Genomic DNA, 17,479 nt, shown 5'->3' on the forward strand with positions numbered 1-17,479 from the left:
TTCCTGCGGTCGGGTCTGACCCGATCCGCTTGCCAGAGTTGGGGCGGTCCGACAAAGGTCCGCCCCGACCCAAGAAGGCGCCCAAGGGCGCCTTTTTTCGTTTTTGCGGCCCTTTGGCCCGTCGGGCCTTGACGCGGGGGGGGCGGGTGTCGTGTCTTCGCGGGGCAGCCTTACGCCTTCGGAGAACATCCATGACCACTTCCGCCACACCGACGCTGGACCGGATCAGCGGCCCCGCCGATCTGCGCGCCCTGTCGGATGCCGATCTGACGCGGCTTGCCGACGAACTGCGCCAGGAGGTGATCGAGGCCGTCAGCCGGACCGGCGGGCATCTGGGTTCCTCGCTGGGTGTGGTAGAGTTGACGGTGGCGCTGCATGCTGTCTTCAACACGCCCGCTGACAAGCTGATCTGGGATGTGGGCCATCAATGCTATCCGCACAAGATTCTGACGGGGCGGCGCGCGCAGATGGGCAGCCTGCGGCAGGGCGGCGGAATTTCGGGCTTCACCAAGCGATCCGAAAGTGATTTTGACCCGTTCGGGGCGGCGCACAGTTCCACCTCGATCTCGGCGGCGCTGGGGTTTGTCATGGGACGCGAGCTGGGCCGCCCCACCGGCGATGCAATCGCCGTCATCGGGGATGGGTCGATCACGGCGGGCATGGCCTATGAGGCGATGAACCACGCAGGCGACCTGCGCAAACGGCTGTTCGTCATCCTGAACGACAATGAAATGTCGATCGCCCCGCCGGTGGGTGCGATGTCGCAATATCTGGAACGGCTGGGCGAGGCGCTGCCACTGGCCACGCTGAAACAGGTGGCTGACGGGGTCGAGGCGGTGTTGCCCGACCGGCTGCGCGAAGGCGCGCGGCGCGCGCGGCGGTTGGTGACGGGGATGCCGGGCGGCGCCACATTGTTCGAGGAACTGGGCTTTACCTATATCGGCCCGGTCAACGGCCATGACATGCCGGAATTGCTGGCCACCCTGCGCGCCGCGCGTGCCCGCGCCGAGGGGCCGGTGCTGGTTCATGTTCAGACGGTAAAGGGCAAGGGCTATGCGCCGGCCGAGGCCGCTCCCGACAAATATCATGGCGTGGGCAAGTTCGATGTGGCCACCGGCCAGCTTGCGGCGTCGAAATCGAATGCGCCGAGCTATACCACCGTTTTCGGAACCACCCTGACCGACGAGGCGGCGCGCGATAGTGACATCGTGGCGGTCACCGCTGCGATGCCCTCGGGCACCGGGCTGGACATTATGGCGGCGCGGTTTCCGGCGCGGGTGTTTGACGTGGGCATCGCCGAACAGCATGGCGTTACCTTTGCCGCGGCGATGGCTGCCACGGGACTGAAACCCTTTGTGGCGATCTATTCCACCTTTTTGCAACGCGGCTATGACCAGATCGTGCATGATGTGGCGTTGCAGGGCTTGCCGGTGCGCTTTGCCATCGACCGCGCGGGGCTGGTTGGGCAAGACGGGGCGACCCATGCGGGCGTTTTCGACATCGCCTTTCTGGCCAACCTGCCCGGTTTCACCGTCATGGCCGCGGCCGACGAGGCAGATCTGATGCATATGGTGGCGACCGCCGTCGCCCATGACGAAGGCCCCATCGCCTTTCGCTACCCGCGCGGCGAGGGGCGCGGGGTGGAAATGCCCGCGCGGGGGGCGGTTCTGCCCATCGGCAAGGGCCGCGTGATGCGCGAGGGCACGGATGTTGCGATTCTCAGCCTTGGTGCGCATCTGGCCGAATGCCTCGCCGCCGCCGATCTGCTGGCGGCCGAGGGCATCAGCGCCACAGTGGCGGATGCGCGTTTTGCCCGACCGCTCGATACCGATCTGATCGGGCAACTGGTGGATCATCACGGCGCGCTGATCACGGTCGAACAGGGTGCAACGGGTGGCTTTGGCGCGCAGGTGCTGCACCATCTGGCCAATGGTGGCGCGCTGGATCGTGGGCTTGCGATCCGCACCATCACGCTGCCTGACCGCTTTATCGAACAGGCCAGCCCGGCGCAGATGTATGCCGATGCCGGCATGACCGCCGCCGATATTGCGCGTATCGCCGCAGCGGCAAGCCCACGCCGGTCGGGCGGGGCGCGCGGTTGACCCAAGGCGCGCATCGGCTATCCTGCCGGACCAACAAGGCAGGGGCAGGCCGATGACGGCGCTATCGGAATATCAACGGCTTGAGGCGCCGGGCCTGTGGCGCGATGCGCCCGAGGCCCGTCGGCAAGATGTCATCGTTTCGTTCGGTGATGCGACGCTGATCATCTCGGATGCGCGCGGGGTGCGCGCGCTGGCGCATTGGTCGCTGCCCGCCACGATCCGGCTGAACCCCGGCAGGCGCCCGGCGATCTATGCCCCCAGCCCCGATCCCGGCGAAGAGCTGGAACTGGACGACGACACCATGATCGCCGCGATCGAAAAGGTTCATGCGGTGCTGGAGGCGCGGCGCCCGCATCCGGGGCGGCTGCGCACGGTCCTGTTGGGCGGCGCGCTGGCATTGGTGCTGGGGCTGGGGGTGTTCTGGATGCCCGGCGCGCTGATCGCGCATACTGCCGCCACCGCGCCCGAGGCCAACCGGGTCGAGATCGGACGCGCGGTGCTGGCCGAGTTGTCTACGTTGTCTGGCGCGCCCTGTCGCTCTGCGGGCAGTGGCGCGGCGCTGGTGCGGCTTTCGGATCGGCTGCTGGGGCAGGGTGGCCAGATCGTGGTGCTGCCCGAGGCGCTGGAGGGCGCGCGCAGCCTGCCGGGGCGGATGCTGGTGGTGGGTCGCACGCTGATCGAACAGCACGACAGCGCCGATGTGCTGGCCGGCCATGTTCTGGCCGCCGATCTGGCCACCGCAGACCATGACCCGCTGCTGAAGGTGCTGCGCTGGGCCGGGTTTCGGGCCAGTTTCCGGTTGCTGACCACGGGCAGCCTGCCCGAAGGTGCGCTGGATGGCTATGGTGCCGCTTTGCTGAAAGACGCTGCTCCGCGCCCCGCGGACGAGCCGCTTTTGGCGCGGTTTCAGGCAGTGGGTGTGCCATCTTCGCCTTATGCTTGGGCGATTGACCCCAGCGGCGAGTCCGTGCTGGGGCTGATCGAGGCTGATCCCTTTGCCAACCGCCCCGCACCGGCCCCCCTCGTGCCCGATGGCGACTGGGTGGCGTTGCAGGGCATCTGCGGCGGCTAACCCCTATTTGGTGCCAAACATCCGGTCGCCCGCATCGCCCAGACCGGGCACGATATAGCCGTGCTCGTTCAGGAAATGGTCTACCGCTGCGGTGACGATGGGCACATCGGGGTGCGCTTCGGCCATCCGTTCGATGCCCTCGGGCGCTGCCAGCAGGCACAGGAAGCGGATGTTTTTCGCGCCCTTTTCCTTCAGCAGGTCGATGGCCGCAACCGAGGAATTGCCGGTGGCCAGCATCGGATCGACCACGATCACCATGCGGTCTTCCAACTCTGACGGCACCTTGCAGTAATACTGCACCGGCTTCAGCGTTTCGGGGTCACGGTAAAGCCCGATAAATCCCACGCGCGCCGCGGGAATCAATTCCAGAATCCCGTCCAGCAACCCGTTGCCCGCCCGCAAGATCGAGATCAGCGCAAGCTTCTTGCCGTCCAGCGCGGGGGCCTCCATCTCGCACAGGGGGGTTTCGATCCAGCGCGTGGTCATTTCCAGCCCGCGCGTCACCTCATAGGCCAGCAGCAGGCTGATCTCGCGCAGCAGGCGGCGGAAGCCTGCGGTCGAGGTGTCTTTCTCGCGCATCAGGGTCAACTTGTGCTGCACCAGCGGGTGATCGACCACGGTCAGATGCTTGGTCATCGGATGTCTCCTGTTTTCGGTGTTCTGGTGGCGCGGTCACACAAAGCTGTGGCCTGCGCCGCGTTCGTGCAGCCCCAGATGCGCCGCCACCGAGGCGCCGACATCGGCATAGCCCACCTGCCCGATGGCGCGGGGGCCAAGGCCCCAGCCCAGCACAGGCACCCGTTCGCGGGTATGGTCGGTGCCGCTCCATGTCGGGTCGTTGCCATGATCGGCGGTGAAAATTGCCAGATCGCCGGGCCGCAGCCGGGCCATAAACTGCCCCGCGGCGGTGTCGAACCATTCCAGCGCGCGGGCGTAGCCCGCAACGTCGCGGCGGTGGCCATAAAGGCTGTCAAATTCGACAAAATTGGCAAAAGTCAACGATCCCGGCTCTGCTGCGTCGGCAAGGCGCAAAAGATGTTGGAAAAGTGCAAGATCGTTTTGCCCCTTGTGCAGAGCGCCGATGCCCCTGCCGGAAAAGATATCGCCGATCTTGCCCACCGCATGGGTGGCCCGGCCCGCCGCGGCGGCCCAATCCAGCAGCGTGGGGGCGGGGGGGGCGGATGGCATAATCGTGGCGGTTCGGGGTGCGGGCAAACTGGCCCGGCGCCCCGGTAAAGGGCCGCGCGATCACCCGCCCCACGCGCATCGCATGAAGCCGGGGCGCCAGCGCGCGGCACAGGTCCAGCAGACGGCCCAGCCCGAACGCCTCTTCATGCGCGGCGATCTGCAGGACGCTGTCGGCAGAGGTGTAGCAGATTGGCCAGCCGGTGCGCAGATGCTCGGCCCCCATGTCTTCGATGATGGTCACCCCCGAGGCATGGCAGTTGCCAAGGATGCCCGCAGTGCCCGCCAGTCGGGCGATCTCGGCGCTCAGGTCGGCGGAAAAGGCGGGCACGGTTTTCGGGAAATAGGTCCAGTCCCACGGAACCGGAACACCCGCCAGTTCCCAATGACCCGAGGGCGTGTCCTTGCCGTTTGACACCTCGCTGGCCGCGCCCCACAGCCCCTGCGGTTCGGCGCCCAGCCCCGGCGCGGCTGTGCCCGAGGCAAGCCTTACCGCCGCCCCCAGCCCCAGCGCGTCCAGCACCGGCATGCGCAGCGGCCCGCTGCGGCCCTGTTCGGCCTGACCCGCAGCGCAGGCCTGCGCAATATGGGCCAGCGTATTGGCGCCGGTGTCGGGGCGCCCGTCGTTGAAGAACGCCGCCGCATCGGGGGCGCCGCCAACGCCCACGCTGTCCATCACGATCAGAAAGGCGCGCGGCATCAGGCGACCCTTTCGAGGATCAGGTCGGGTTCGGGCGGCGCGGTGTCGTCCAGCCGATAGGCGGCCAGCACGGCGGCCACCGCCGCCTCGGCATCGGCCTCGGTTGCGGCGTGAACCAGCGCCAGTGGCTCGCCGCTTGCGCAGTCTTGCCCGATGGCGGCCAGATCGGCCAGCCCGACCGACGGGTTGATCCGGTCGGTGCCGACCAGCCGCCCGCCGCCTAGCCGCACCACCGCGTGTCCCAGCGCCTCGGCGTCGATTGCGGCCACATAGCCCGCGCGGGGGCAGGGCACCGGGCGCAGCACGGGGGCTGCTGGCAGGCGATCGGGGAACCGCTCCACAAAATCGGCAGGCCCGCCCAGCGCTGTGACCATCCGCCCGAAGGTTTCGGCGGCGCGTCCGGTTTCCAGCGCCTCGTCGATCATGTCGCTGCCTGCTGCCACATCGGGCGCCAGCCCCGCCAGCGCCAGCGCCTCGCCCCCCAGCGCCGTGGTCACATCCCACAGCGCCTCGCTGACGCGGCTGCCGGTCAGGGTTTCCAGCACCTCGATCACCTCCAGCGTATTGCCGGCGCAATGGCCTAGCGGCTGGCTCATGTCGGTGACCAGCGCCACCGTTCGGCAGCCCGCGCCATTGGCTGTATCCACCAGTGCGCGGGCCAGCGCCAGCGCATCCTCGGCCGTCTTCATGAAGGCGCCCGAGCCGCATTTGACATCCAGCGCCAAAACCTCCAGCCCCGCTGCCAGCTTTTTCGACAGGATCGAGGCGGTGATCAGGTCGATGCTTTCCACCGTGCCGGAGATGTCGCGGATGCCATAAAGGCGACGGTCGGCGGGCGCGATTTCGCCGGTGGCGCCAACGATGGCACAGCCCACCTCGGCCACCACGGCGCGCAGGCGACTGGCATCGGGAAGCGCCGAATAGCCGGGGATCGCCTCCATCTTGTCAAGCGTGCCGCCGGTATGGCCCAGCCCGCGCCCCGAGATCATCGGCACATAGGCCCCGCAAGCCGCCAGCGCCGGCGCCAGCAAGAGCGAGACCGAGTCGCCGATGCCCCCGGTGGAATGCTTGTCCACCACCGGCCCCGGCAGATCCCAGGTCAGCACCTGCCCCGAATCGCGCATCGCCTGCGTCAGCGCCACACGGCCCGCAGGCCCGATGCCGCGCAACAGCACCGCCATCGCAAAGGCCCCCGCCTGCGCATCGCTGACCGCGCCCGAGGCAAGGCCCTGCGCGAACCACTGCGCCTGCGCCGCGTTCAGCCCCGCCCCGTCACGGACGGCGGCGATGATGGCGCGCGCATCCAGACTGCGCGGTTGCATCAGGCCCGGTCCATGTGGCTGGCGTCAAATCGGCCGGGCAACAGGTCGCCGATTGTGGTGGTGGTCTGCTGGCCGTCCACGGTGGCCAGCGTCACCGGCACGTCATGGCGACCAAACTCGGCCAGTTTCTGGCGGCAGCCGCCGCAGGGCGGCACCGGGGCGGGGCTGTCGGCGATTACGCAGACCTCGATGATCTCGGTCTCGCCCGCAGCGACCATGGCGGCAATCGCGCCCGCTTCGGCGCAGGTGCCTTCGGGGAAGGCCACGTTTTCCACATTGCAGCCGCGATAGACGGCGCCTGATCCGCCCCGGATCGCCGCCCCCACCTTGAACCGGGAATATGGGGCATAGGCGTTTTCGCGCACTTCGGATGCGGCAGAGATGAGGGACATGCAGACCTCCTGACTTTGCGTGATTCTGCGCCGAGCGCGGGCGCGATGCAAGCCGCAGCGCCCCGCCGGGCCTGCCCGCCGCGACCTGCCGACGCAGCGGCACGCCGATTGCGCTATCATTGCGAAGACGGAAGGTAACATTCTTGCGTCTGCCGGATGTGCGGCGTAACAAGCGGCAACTTCTAGGAGGAGGCATTCCATGGCATACCGCGACGTCTACGCCGAATGGCGGCAAGACCCCGAAGGGTTCTGGATGCGGGCCGCAGGCTCGATCGACTGGGTTAATCCGCCTTCCAAGGCGCTTTTTGCGGAAAAAGCCCCGCTTTACGAATGGTTTGCCGATGGCATGGTCAACACCTGCTGGAACGCGGTTGACCGTCATGTGCAGGCCGGACGCGGCGCGCAGATCGCCATCAAGCATGTCAGCCCGATCACCCATTCGACCAAGGGCATCACCTATGCCGATCTGCAACAGCGCGTGTCCAGCCTTGCCGGCGGGCTGCGCGCCAAGGGCGTTGAAAAGGGCGACCGGGTCATCATCTACATGCCGATGATCCCCGAGGCGCTGGAGGCGATGCTGGCCTGCGCCAGGCTGGGGGCGGTGCATTCGGTGGTGTTCGGCGGCTTTGCCGCGCACGAACTGGCTGTGCGGATTGACGATTGCAAGCCCAAGGCGATCATCGCGGCGTCCTGTGGGCTGGAGCCGGGGCGCGTGGTGCATTACAAGCCCCTGCTCGACAAGGCGATCGAGCAATCTGACCACAAGCCCGACTTTTGCGTGATCTTCCAGCGCGAGCAGGAAGTGGCCAAGCTGATCGAGGGCCGCGATGTGGCCTGGCACACCTTCCAGTATGGGGTGGAGCCTGCCGAATGTGTGCCGGTCGAGGGCAACCACCCGGCCTATATCCTCTATACCTCGGGCACCACGGGCGCACCCAAGGGCGTGGTGCGCCATACCGCGGGCCACCTGGTCGCCCTGAACTGGACGATGAAGGCGATCTACGACATCGACCCCGGCGACGTGTTCTGGGCCGCCTCCGACGTGGGCTGGGTCGTGGGTCACAGCTATATCTGCTATGCGCCGCTGATCGTGGGGGCCACCACCATCGTCTATGAAGGCAAACCCGTAGGCACGCCCGATGCGGGCGCTTTCTGGCGGGTAATTCAGAACTACAAAGTCAAATCCTTCTTCACGGCCCCGACCGCGTTGCGCGCCATCAAGCGCGAAGACCCCGAGGGCAAGCTGATGGGCGATTATAACCTGCGCAGCCTGAAGGCGCTTTATCTGGCCGGTGAACGCGCCGACCCCGATACCGTGCATTGGGCGCAGCGCCATCTGGGCGTGCCGGTTGTGGACCACTGGTGGCAGACCGAAACCGGCTGGGCCATCGCCGCGAACCCGCTGGGGATCGAGCAGTTGCCGACCAAGGTGGGCAGCCCCTCGGTGCCGATGCCGGGCTATGATGTACAGGTGCTGGATGAGGGCGGCCACCCGGTTGCGCCGGGCACGCTGGGCGCGATCGCGGTGAAGCTGCCCCTGCCGCCGGGCACCCTGCCCACGCTGTGGAATGCCGAGGCGCGGTTCCGCAAAAGTTATCTGGAGCATTTCCCCGGATATTATGAAACCGGCGATGCGGGCTACATGGATGAAGACGGTTATCTTTACATCATGGCGCGCACCGATGACGTGATCAACGTGGCGGGCCACCGGCTGAGCACGGGCGCGATGGAGGAGGTTCTGGCGGGGCACCCCGACGTGGCCGAATGCGCCGTGATCGGCATTTCCGACTCGCTCAAGGGGCAGGCGCCGCTGGGCTTTTTGTGCCTGAACAAGGGCTGCGACCGGCCGCATGCGCAGATCGTCAAGGAATGCGTGGCCCGCGTGCGCGATCAGATCGGTCCGGTGGCGGCGTTCAAGCTGGCCTGCGTGGTGGATCGGCTGCCCAAGACCCGCTCGGGCAAGATCTTGCGCGGCACCATGGTCAAGATCGCCGACGGGCAGGATTACAAGATGCCCGCCACCATCGACGATCCCGCGATTCTGGATGAGATCACTGTGGCGCTGAAGGCGCTGGGCCTGCCCGAGGCGAAATAACCGCGCTGAAGGCCGCAGACCATTCAACGCCCGCCGGTCCCCGGCGGGCGGTTCGTATCAGACGAATTGCTCGCGCATCAGCCGTTCTTCCAGCCCGTGACCGGGATCGAACAGGATGCGATGCGCCACCGCCGGTTCGGACCGGATTTCCACCCACAGCACCCGCTCGACCGAGCGCGAGTCGGCATCGGCCATGACCGGGCGCTTGTCGGGTTCCAGCACGTCAAAGCGCACCACCGCCGATTTCGGCAGGATTGCGCCGCGCCAGCGCCGGGGGCGGAACGGGGCGATGGCGGTCAGCGCCAACACTTCGGACCCGATCGGCAAAATCGGGCCATGCGCCGAATAGTTGTAGGCGGTCGATCCGGCGGGGGTGGACAGCAGAACCCCGTCTGCCATCAACTCCTCCATCCGCACGCGGCCATTTACGGTGATGCGCAGTTTGGCCGCCTGCGGCCCTGCGCGCAGCAGTGACACCTCGTTGATCGCCAGCGCCTCATGCACCTGCCCGCCGGGCGCGCCTGCGCGCATCGCCAGCGGATTGATCACTGCGGCCTCGGCGGCCTCGATCCGCTCGGGTAGCCGGTCCTCGGCATAATCGTTCATCAGGAAACCGACGGTGCCGCAGTTCATGCCGTAAACCGGCAGGCCCGACCGATCGTGCAGCGTGCCCAGCATGAACCCGTCGCCCCCCAGCGCCACGATCACGTCGGCATCGGCCACCGCAACCTGCCCATAGCGCGCCACCAGCCGCGCCATCGCCGTCTGTGCGGTGGGCGCCGTCGAGGCCGCGAAATGGATCTGTGCCGTCATGATGTCGTCCCCCTGCCGCCCAGTCTTTGCCCGCGGCTGCGCGAAACACAAGCACCGCCCCCCATGCCGTGCCAAATTGCCGTGAGGTCGCTTTGGGTTCTTCCTGCCCCCGCCGTTCTGCGGTAAACCGAGCCAAATTTCCTGCAGGAGACGCCCATGACCGCCCAGCGTGACGCCGGTTTTTTCACCGAACCGCTTGAAACCCGCGACCCCGAACTGTTCGGTGCGATCCGGTCCGAACTGGGCCGCCAGCGCGACGAGATCGAACTGATCGCATCGGAAAACATCGTCTCGGCCGCCGTGATGGAGGCGCAGGGTTCGGTGATGACCAACAAATACGCCGAGGGCTATCCGGGCAAGCGTTACTATGGTGGTTGCCAGTATGTGGACGTGGCGGAAAATCTGGCGATCGAACGCGCCAAGGCGCTGTTTGGCTGCGGCTTTGCCAACGTGCAGCCCAATTCCGGCAGCCAGGCGAACCAGGGCGTGTTCACCGCGCTTTTGAAACCGGGCGACATCATTCTGGGCATGAACCTTGCCTCGGGCGGGCACCTGACCCATGGCGCCAGCGTCAACCAGTCGGGCAAGTGGTTCAACGCCGTGCAATACGGTGTGCGCCAGCAAGACAACCTGATCGACTATGATCAGGTCGAGGCGCTGGCGGTCGAACATCAGCCGAAACTGATCATCGCGGGTGGCTCGGCCATTCCGCGCCAGATCGACTTTGCCCGATTCCGTGCCATCGCCGACAAGGTGGGTGCGCTGCTGATGGTGGACATGGCGCATTTTGCGGGTCTTGTGGCCGGCGGCGCGCATCCCTCGCCCTTCCCCCATGCCGACGTGGCCACCACCACCACGCACAAAACCCTGCGCGGCCCGCGCGGGGGCATGATCCTGACCAACAACGAAGAGATCGCGAAAAAGATCAACTCGGCCATTTTCCCCGGCATTCAGGGCGGCCCCCTGATGCATGTCATCGCCGCCAAGGCTGTGGCCTTTGGCGAGGCGCTGCGCCCCGAGTTCAAGGTTTACGCAGCCCAGGTCGTTGCGAACGCGCAGGCGCTGGCCGATGAGCTGATGAAGGGCGGGCTGGATATCGTCACCGGCGGCACCGATACGCATGTGATGCTGGTCGATCTGCGGCCCAAGGGCGTGAAGGGCAACGCGACGGAAAAGGCGCTGGGCCGGGCGCATATCACCTGCAACAAGAACGGCATCCCGTTTGACCCGGAAAAACCGATGGTCACCTCGGGCGTGCGTCTGGGCACCCCGGCGGGCACGACCCGCGGCTTTGGCGAGGCGGAATTCCGTGAAATCGCCCGGCTGATCGTTGAGGTTGTCGATGGTCTGGCCGCCAATGGCGAAGAGGGAAACGGTGCGGTCGAGGCTGCGGTCAAAGCCAAGGTAGAGGCGCTGTGCGCGCGCTTCCCGATCTATCCGGGGCTTTAAGGCATCACCTGAGCTTTGACGTGCAAGGTATTGAAACCGTGTAAAGGCCCCTGTGGGGCCTTTACAATTTTCCGGCCCGGTGCAGCGCCCAGATTGCCACTGCGGCGCTGGCCAGAACCACCAGCATCAGCGCTGCGGCAAGGTTTAGCGCCCAGCGTTTCACCCGCGCCGCGCGGCCCAGCGGCCGCAGATGGTGCAGGCAGGCCTGGTGCGCGGCCTGCACCCGCGCCATGTCGATCCGGGGGGCAAGGCGCGGGTTCGCGGCCTGTTCGGCGGCGCGCGCCACCACCTCGGCCTCGCGTCGCAGCTTGCGCGGCAGGTGCCGGTCGAGCCGGGTCAGCGTGGCGCGCAGATCATGGCCGCGCGCGCCCAGCCTGTCGTGCATCAGGCGCGCGATGTCTTCGGCCATCTGGTGTGGGGTCTGCCGGGTCATGGCGCCAGCCTAGCCGCCCGGCGCGGGGACTGGAAGGCCCCGCCGCGCTGGGCTAAGCTTGCGTTCATGCTGAATTTCATTTTGCACGGCGCGCCCGGCGCGCAACCCCCCCTTGTGATCGCGCATGGCCTGTTCGGTTCAGGCCGCAACTGGGGCGTCATCGCCCGCCGTCTGGCCGAGGATCGGCCGGTGATCGCGGTCGATATGCGCAACCACGGCGACAGCCCGTTTTTGGCCAGCCACAGCTATGCCGATCTGGCCGCCGATCTGGCCGAGGTGATCGCGGCTCATGGCGGGCAGGCCGATGTTCTGGGCCATTCGATGGGCGGCAAGGCCGCAATGCAACTGGCGCTGACGCAGCCTGACCGGGTGCGGCGGCTGATCGTGGCTGACATCGCGCCAGTGGCTTATGGCCACAGCCAGAATCACCTGATTGCCGCGATGCAGGCGATGGACCTGACCGGTCTTGTCTCTCGCTCCGAGGCAGATCAGCTGCTTGGGCAGGCGATCACAGATCCGGCGCTGCGGGCATTTTTGCTGCAATCGCTGGACCTGCGGGCCGATCCGGTGCGCTGGAAATTCAATCTGGAGGTGCTGAAGGCCGAGATGGATGCCATCACCGGCTGGCCCTGCACGGCGGGGCGGTTCGACGGGCCTGCGCTGTTTGTCACCGGGGCGCTGTCAGACTACGTCCGGCCCGAACACCGGGCCGGGATAGTGGCGCAATTTCCGCAGGCGCGGTTCACGGAACTGGAAGGCGCGGGCCATTGGCTTCATGCCGAGCGCCCGCGCGAGTTCGAGGCTGCGCTGCGCGATTTTCTGGCTTAGCCGGCCTTCATCATGCGGGCGATCAGGTTGTCCTTCAGAACGACCTGATGATAGACGGCGCCCGCGATGTGCAGCAGCACGAACAGCATCAGAAAGATCTTGCCCAGATTATGCATGTTCGCCGCCGCCTCGACGCCGCCGAACCACGCCACCGAGCCCGAAATCGGCATCGCCAGCATGAACAGGTAAAGCATCCCCGTGGAAGCCTTGGCAAGGATCTTTGCCGCGGGCTTGCCGCCTTCGGGTGCGGCCGGGGCGCCACGGGTCAGGATCAGTTTCAGTCGCCAGATGCCGAGGAGCAGGATCAGCGCGCCGCCGGCGACATGCTGCAGGATCATCGGGTTGAAGGCGATTTCCTCGCCTTTGGAGGCCGCGTCAAAGGCCGTGGCGATGGCATCGCCAAAGCCGAACTGCATCACGATCAGAACGGCCACGATCCAGTGCAGCGCAATCTGGGTGCCGGAATAGCCTTGGGTAACTTTCATGGGTGCCTCGCAGGAACAGGGGGAAATGCCCCGGATGATACGCCCGTGCCCCGCGTTCCGCCAACCCTCAGGCGTTTTCGCGCAACTGCTTGGCCACCAGATAGGCCACCGGCAGCCCCACCAGGAAACCTGCCGCGGCGGCATAGATGATCGAGGTGCCGTCAAAGCGGTTCATGGTCAGAAGCGCCGTGATGAAGATCCCGGCAAGTGTCGGGGCGGCGAGCGTATAGATGAGTGCAAAGAGCCGGAACATGGTCCCTCCGAAATGCGCGATGATGTCGCAGGGAATCATTTTTCCGCCCTTCGGTCCTTGATCTGGGTCACGTTTTGCCCGCGGCGGGGGGGGGTCAGGGGCAGCGCAGGCGCATCTTTGCCTCGCCAGTGTCGCCCGGCAGGCCGGTGACGACCGATCCGGGGATGACGGTGCAGCCCGTGGCATCCTCGGCGGCGCGGATCATCAGCGCGGGCACCGCCGCGCGTTCGGCGCGGGACAGATAGCCCAGTCGGATCACCTCGGCGCGGTTGGCCTTGTGGAACACGGCAAAGCGATAGCCGTCCAGCGTGATATCCTGACGGTCGGCCCCAAAGAACTGCGGCGCGGGCGAGGCGCAGGCACACAGAGACAGGCAAAGAAAAAGGGGCAGGGGGCGCATGACGCCATTTTGCCCCTGTCTGGTTAACAAACGGTTAAGGCCCGATGGGCCTCAGCTTTCCGTCTCGTCCTCGGTTTCGGTTTCCGTCACCGGCGCGCTCAGCGTGCGAAAGCTGCGCAGGATGAAATCGGGCACATGATCGCCCATGCCCACCACCACTGGGCCGCCGCGGTCGCGTCGGTCGTCGCGGTCGCGGCGATGATCATCGCGGGGTTCGAGGCAGGGTTCGGGCTGCGCTTCGCTGCGCGCCGGGGTAGCACGCACAGGTTCGGGGCGGTTCGGTTCGGCCCAAACCGGCTCGGGGCGCGCGGCCTCGGCCAGCGGGGCCTCGACCGGGGTGATCTCGGCGGCGGCTTTCGGCTCGCGCCGATCACGCTCGCGGCTGCGGCCGGTGCGGGCGCGGGCGGGTTTCTCGTCACGCTCGCGCGGGGGCTGCTGGGCAGCCTCCGACAGTTCGAACCCTTCGGGCAGTTCGGCGCGCGGGATCGCGGTTTTCACCAGCGACTCGATCGCGGCCAGATATTTGTCATCGGCCGGGGTGGCGATGGTAAAGGCGCGGCCCTTGCGTCCGGCGCGGCCGGTGCGGCCAATGCGGTGCACATAGTCTTCGGCATGGCTGGGCACGTCAAAGTTGAACACATGGCTGACCGCCGGAATATCCAGCCCGCGCGCTGCCACATCCGAGGCGATCAGAAACCGCAGGCTGCCATCGCGGAACCCGTCCAGCGTGCGCATCCGCTGGCTCTGGTCCAGATCGCCATGGATCGGCGCCGCGTCGAAACCATAGGTTTTCAGCGATTTGGCGAGGATATCCACCTCGGTCTTGCGGTTGCAGAAAATGATCGCGTTGGTGCAGGCCTCGGCCTCCGACCGGATCAGCGCGCGCAACAGTTCGCGCTTTTGCTTGGCGGCCTGATCGCGGCGCGTCGGCGTCAGTGCGTAAAGCCGTTGCTCGATCGTCTCGGAGGTGGTGGCCTGCCGCGCCACCTCAATCTTGACCGGACTGTGCAGGAAGGTGTTGGTGATACGCTCGATCTCGGGCGCCATCGTCGCCGAGAAGAACAGCGTCTGCCGCGTCAGTTTCGGCGTCAGTTCAAAAATCCGCTCGATATCGGGGATGAAACCCATGTCGAGCATCCGGTCGGCCTCGTCCACGACCATGATCTGCACGCCGGTCAGCAACAGCTTGCCGCGTTCGAAATGGTCCAGCAGGCGGCCCGGCGTGGCGATCAGCACGTCAACGCCGCGGTCGATCAGCTTGTCCTGCTCGCCAAAGCTGACGCCGCCGATCAACAGCGCCTTGGTCAGCTTGGTGTGCTTGGAATAGGTATCAAAGTTTTCGGCCACCTGCGCGGCGAGTTCGCGCGTGGGGCACAGCACAAGGCTGCGCGGCATCCGCGCGCGGGCGCGGCCGCGGCCCAGCAGGGTGATCATCGGCAGCACAAAGCTGGCGGTCTTGCCGGTGCCGGTCTGGGCAATGCCCAGAACGTCGCGGCCTTCCAGCGCGGGCGGGATCGCACCGGCCTGAATCGGCGTGGGGGTTTCATAGCCGGCTTCGGCAACGGCGCTCAGCACCTTTGGGTCGAGCTTGAGATCGGAAAACTTGGTCATCAGCGTCCTTGAGATACGGGATCGGCCCGCAAGTGGGAGGGACGCAAAATCCGGGCGCCCCGGGCGAATGTGCCGCCGGTTGCGGCTGCGCCTGCCCTAATCCATATGTGCGCCAACGTCAACGTGAACTGCGGTTTTCGCGGAGCGAGCGTGTCGCGTGCGCGCCGGGCAGGGCCTGCCGCCGCCATTGACGCCGCGCGCATGCTCTGGCAGGACCGGGCCAAGTGAGGGATGACAGATGAACCTTTTTGCCGATATCCGCGCGCGGGTGATTGATGCGCTGGGCGCGATGGTGGCCGCGGGCGACCTGCCGACCGGGCTTGACATGTCTGCTGTCGCGGTGGAACCGCCGCGCGATCCGGCGCATGGCGACATGGCCACCAACGCCGCCATGGTTCTGGCCAGGCCCGCAGGCCTTGCGCCGCGCGCCATTGCCGAGGCGCTGGCGGCCCGGCTGGGGGCCGATCCGCGCATTTCGCTGGCCGAGGTGGCAGGCCCCGGCTTTCTGAACCTGCGGCTTGCCCCGGCGGTCTGGCAGGGCGTGATCCGTGCGGCCCTGGCCGCGGGGCGCGATTTCGGCCGCTCGGACCTGGGGGCGGGGCAAAGGGTCAACGTGGAGTTTGTGTCGGCCAACCCGACCGGGCCGATGCATGTGGGCCATACCCGCGGTGCGGTTTTTGGCGATGCGCTGGCGGCGCTTCTGGCTTTTGCCGGCTACGCTGTCACGCGCGAATACTATATCAACGACGGCGGCGCGCAGGTCGATGTGCTGGCGCGGTCGGCCTATGAACGCTACCGCGAGGCCAACGGGCTGGAGCCTGAAATCCGCGAGGGGCTGTATCCCGGCGATTATCTGATCCCGGTGGGCGAGGCGCTGAAGGCCAAATACGGCGCCAGCCTGCTGGATCAGCCGGAATCCGTCTGGCTGGCCGAGGTGCGCGAGTTTGCGACCGAAGCGATGATGGCGATGATCCGCGAAGATCTGGCGCTGCTGGGCGTGACGATGGATGTCTATTCCAGCGAAAAGGCGCTTTATGGCACCGGCAAGATCGAGGCGGCGCTGCGGCGCCTTCGCGAGATGGGCCTGATCTATGAGGGCGTGCTGGAGGCCCCCAAGGGCAAGCTGCCCGAAGATTGGGAAGAACGCGAACAGACGCTGTTCCGCAGCACGGCGCATGGCGACGATGTGGATCGGCCGGTGCAGAAATCGGACGGAAGCTGGACCTATTTCGCCCCCGACATCGCCTATCACTACGACAAGATCGAACGTGGCTACGACCAGTTGATCGACGTGTTCGGCGCCGACCACGGCGGCTATGTGAAACGGATGAAGGCCGCGGTGTCGGCGCTGTCTGGGGGGCGGGTGCCGCTTGACATCAAGCTGATCCAGTTGGTGAAGCTGTGGAAGAACGGCGCGCCCTTCAAGATGAGCAAACGCGCGGGCACCTTTGTGACGCTGCGCGACGTGGTGGAACAGGCGAGCAAGGATGTCACCCGCTTCATCATGCTGACCCGCAAAAACGATGCGGCGCTGGATTTCGACTTTGACAAGGTGCTGGAACAGTCGAAAGACAACCCGGTTTTCTATGTCCAATATGCCCATGCCCGCGTCTGTTCGGTGCTGCGCAAGGCCGATGAGGCCGGGATCGACGTGTCCGACGCCACGCTGGCGGGCGCCGATCTGGCTGCGCTGGGCCATGAGGCGGAACTGGAACTGGCCCGCAAGATCGCCGAATGGCCGCGGCTGGTGGAAATTGCCGCCCGCGCGAATGAACCGCATCGGGTGGCGTTCTACCTTTACGAACTGGCCTCTGATCTGCATTCGCTGTGGAACCGGGGCAATGATGACCCGTCCTTGCGCTTTGTTCAGGCTGATCCGGCAATGACGCAGGCGAAAATCGCCCTTGCGCGGGCCGCGGGCGTTGTCATTTCTGCCGGTCTTGGTATTCTTGGCGTCACCCCGGCCCAAGAAATGCGCTGATCAGAACGCCGCTGGCGGGGGTTCGGGCAAGGCCGGAAACCACGGCGAGCGAGGCAGTTGATGGCAGGCACTCCGTTCCGCGACAGCGCGGCCGAAGACATGGGCAGGGCAGGCGCCGCGCGCCGCCCGGTTGCTGTTCATGTCTCGAAGGCCGTGGGCTACGCGGGGGCGGCCACGTCGCTGGCGTTGATCGCGGGGCTTGCGTTCTGGGGCTACCGGCTCGCGGTGCGCGATGTGACCGGGGTGCCGGTGGTGCGCGCGCTGGAAGGCCCGGCACGCGTGGCGCCCGACGATCCGGGCGGCGATCTGGCACGCCATGTCGGGTTGTCGGTGAATGCGGTGGCGGCCGCCGGGCTGG

At 66.5% G+C, this 17,479-nt stretch carries 15 protein-coding genes and 2 pseudogenes; 7 read left to right on the forward strand and 10 right to left on the reverse strand.

The features are described 5' to 3' along the window. The first annotated feature begins 191 nt into the window (after positions 1-191). Positions 192-2,102, forward strand: a complete 1,911-nt coding sequence (gene dxs, locus C5F46_RS07930; RefSeq protein WP_107324828.1) for a 1-deoxy-D-xylulose-5-phosphate synthase — start codon at positions 192-194, stop codon at positions 2,100-2,102. Positions 2,103-2,154: 52 nt separating this feature from the next. Next, complete coding sequence (locus tag C5F46_RS07935) at positions 2,155-3,174, forward strand: hypothetical protein (protein WP_107324829.1); 1,020 nt, start codon at positions 2,155-2,157, stop codon at positions 3,172-3,174. A 3-nt stretch (positions 3,175-3,177) separates the two neighbouring features. Here C5F46_RS07935 and upp read toward each other — a convergent pair whose 3' ends face one another. From upp to C5F46_RS07955, 4 genes and pseudogenes are all read right to left on the reverse strand, one after another. Further along, positions 3,178-3,810 (reverse strand): uracil phosphoribosyltransferase, encoded by a 633-nt coding sequence (gene upp / locus C5F46_RS07940; protein WP_107324830.1) that lies wholly within the window; start codon positions 3,808-3,810, stop codon positions 3,178-3,180. Positions 3,811-3,846: 36 nt separating this feature from the next. Next, positions 3,847-5,059: pseudogene (locus C5F46_RS07945) on the reverse strand (phosphopentomutase). Next, positions 5,059-6,366, reverse strand: a complete 1,308-nt coding sequence (locus C5F46_RS07950) for a thymidine phosphorylase (protein WP_107324844.1) — start codon at positions 6,364-6,366, stop codon at positions 5,059-5,061. Before C5F46_RS07950 ends, C5F46_RS07945 begins: the two are co-directional and overlap by 1 nt. A gap of 14 nt (positions 6,367-6,380) precedes the next feature. Continuing rightward, positions 6,381-6,773, reverse strand: coding sequence for a cytidine deaminase (locus C5F46_RS07955; protein WP_235820117.1), 393 nt, complete (start codon positions 6,771-6,773; stop codon positions 6,381-6,383). Between the two features lie 199 nt (positions 6,774-6,972). Here C5F46_RS07955 and prpE point away from each other — a divergent pair, with 199 nt between their 5' ends. Further along, a complete protein-coding gene (gene prpE, locus C5F46_RS07960; RefSeq protein WP_107324832.1) occupies positions 6,973-8,868 on the forward strand; it encodes a propionate-CoA ligase PrpE in 1,896 nt (631 codons plus the stop codon). A gap of 57 nt (positions 8,869-8,925) precedes the next feature. Here prpE and C5F46_RS07965 read toward each other — a convergent pair whose 3' ends face one another. Next, positions 8,926-9,681: an NAD kinase gene (locus C5F46_RS07965; RefSeq protein ID WP_107324845.1), complete on the reverse strand. Its 756-nt coding sequence runs from the start codon at positions 9,679-9,681 to the stop codon at positions 8,926-8,928. A 156-nt stretch (positions 9,682-9,837) separates the two neighbouring features. Here C5F46_RS07965 and glyA point away from each other — a divergent pair, with 156 nt between their 5' ends. Then, positions 9,838-11,130, forward strand: coding sequence for a serine hydroxymethyltransferase (glyA, locus tag C5F46_RS07970; RefSeq protein WP_107324833.1), 1,293 nt, complete (start codon positions 9,838-9,840; stop codon positions 11,128-11,130). Positions 11,131-11,191: 61 nt separating this feature from the next. On the opposite strand, the gene C5F46_RS07975 is transcribed toward glyA, so the two are convergent. Then, entirely contained in the window at positions 11,192-11,563 is a 372-nt protein-coding gene (locus tag C5F46_RS07975) for a hypothetical protein (protein WP_133618393.1), read from the reverse strand. 66 nt (positions 11,564-11,629) lie between these two features. Between C5F46_RS07975 and C5F46_RS07980 the strand changes: the two genes are divergently transcribed. Then, entirely contained in the window at positions 11,630-12,391 is a 762-nt protein-coding gene (locus C5F46_RS07980) for an alpha/beta fold hydrolase (protein WP_107324835.1), read from the forward strand. On the opposite strand, the gene C5F46_RS07985 is transcribed toward C5F46_RS07980, so the two are convergent. The 4 genes from C5F46_RS07985 to C5F46_RS08000 form a co-directional block, all read right to left on the reverse strand. Further along, on the reverse strand, positions 12,388-12,876 hold the full coding sequence (locus C5F46_RS07985) for a cytochrome b (protein WP_168796830.1): 489 nt from the start codon (positions 12,874-12,876) through the stop codon (positions 12,388-12,390). The two genes, C5F46_RS07980 and C5F46_RS07985, sit on opposite strands and share 4 nt — an antisense overlap. 67 nt (positions 12,877-12,943) lie before the next feature. Continuing rightward, positions 12,944-13,129: a CTP synthetase gene (locus C5F46_RS07990; RefSeq protein ID WP_133618389.1), complete on the reverse strand. Its 186-nt coding sequence runs from the start codon at positions 13,127-13,129 to the stop codon at positions 12,944-12,946. 94 nt (positions 13,130-13,223) lie between these two features. Beyond that, positions 13,224-13,529 (reverse strand): hypothetical protein, encoded by a 306-nt coding sequence (locus tag C5F46_RS07995; protein WP_107324838.1) that lies wholly within the window; start codon positions 13,527-13,529, stop codon positions 13,224-13,226. A gap of 51 nt (positions 13,530-13,580) precedes the next feature. Next, positions 13,581-15,140 carry a DEAD/DEAH box helicase gene (locus C5F46_RS08000; RefSeq protein WP_107324839.1) on the reverse strand — a complete coding sequence of 520 codons (1,560 nt, stop codon included), beginning with the start codon at positions 15,138-15,140 and terminating at the stop codon, positions 13,581-13,583. Between the two features lie 238 nt (positions 15,141-15,378). Here C5F46_RS08000 and argS point away from each other — a divergent pair, with 238 nt between their 5' ends. After that, the gene (gene argS, locus C5F46_RS08005; RefSeq protein WP_107324840.1) at positions 15,379-17,121 is read left to right on the forward strand and encodes an arginine--tRNA ligase; all 1,743 of its coding nucleotides are present in this window, start codon (positions 15,379-15,381) and stop codon (positions 17,119-17,121) included. Positions 17,122-17,220: 99 nt separating this feature from the next. Next, positions 17,221-17,479 (forward strand): annotated as a pseudogene (locus C5F46_RS08010) (SPOR domain-containing protein); the annotation flags it as partial.

This window comes from Phaeovulum veldkampii DSM 11550 (genome assembly GCF_003034995.1).
GTDB lineage: Bacteria > Pseudomonadota > Alphaproteobacteria > Rhodobacterales > Rhodobacteraceae > Phaeovulum > Phaeovulum veldkampii.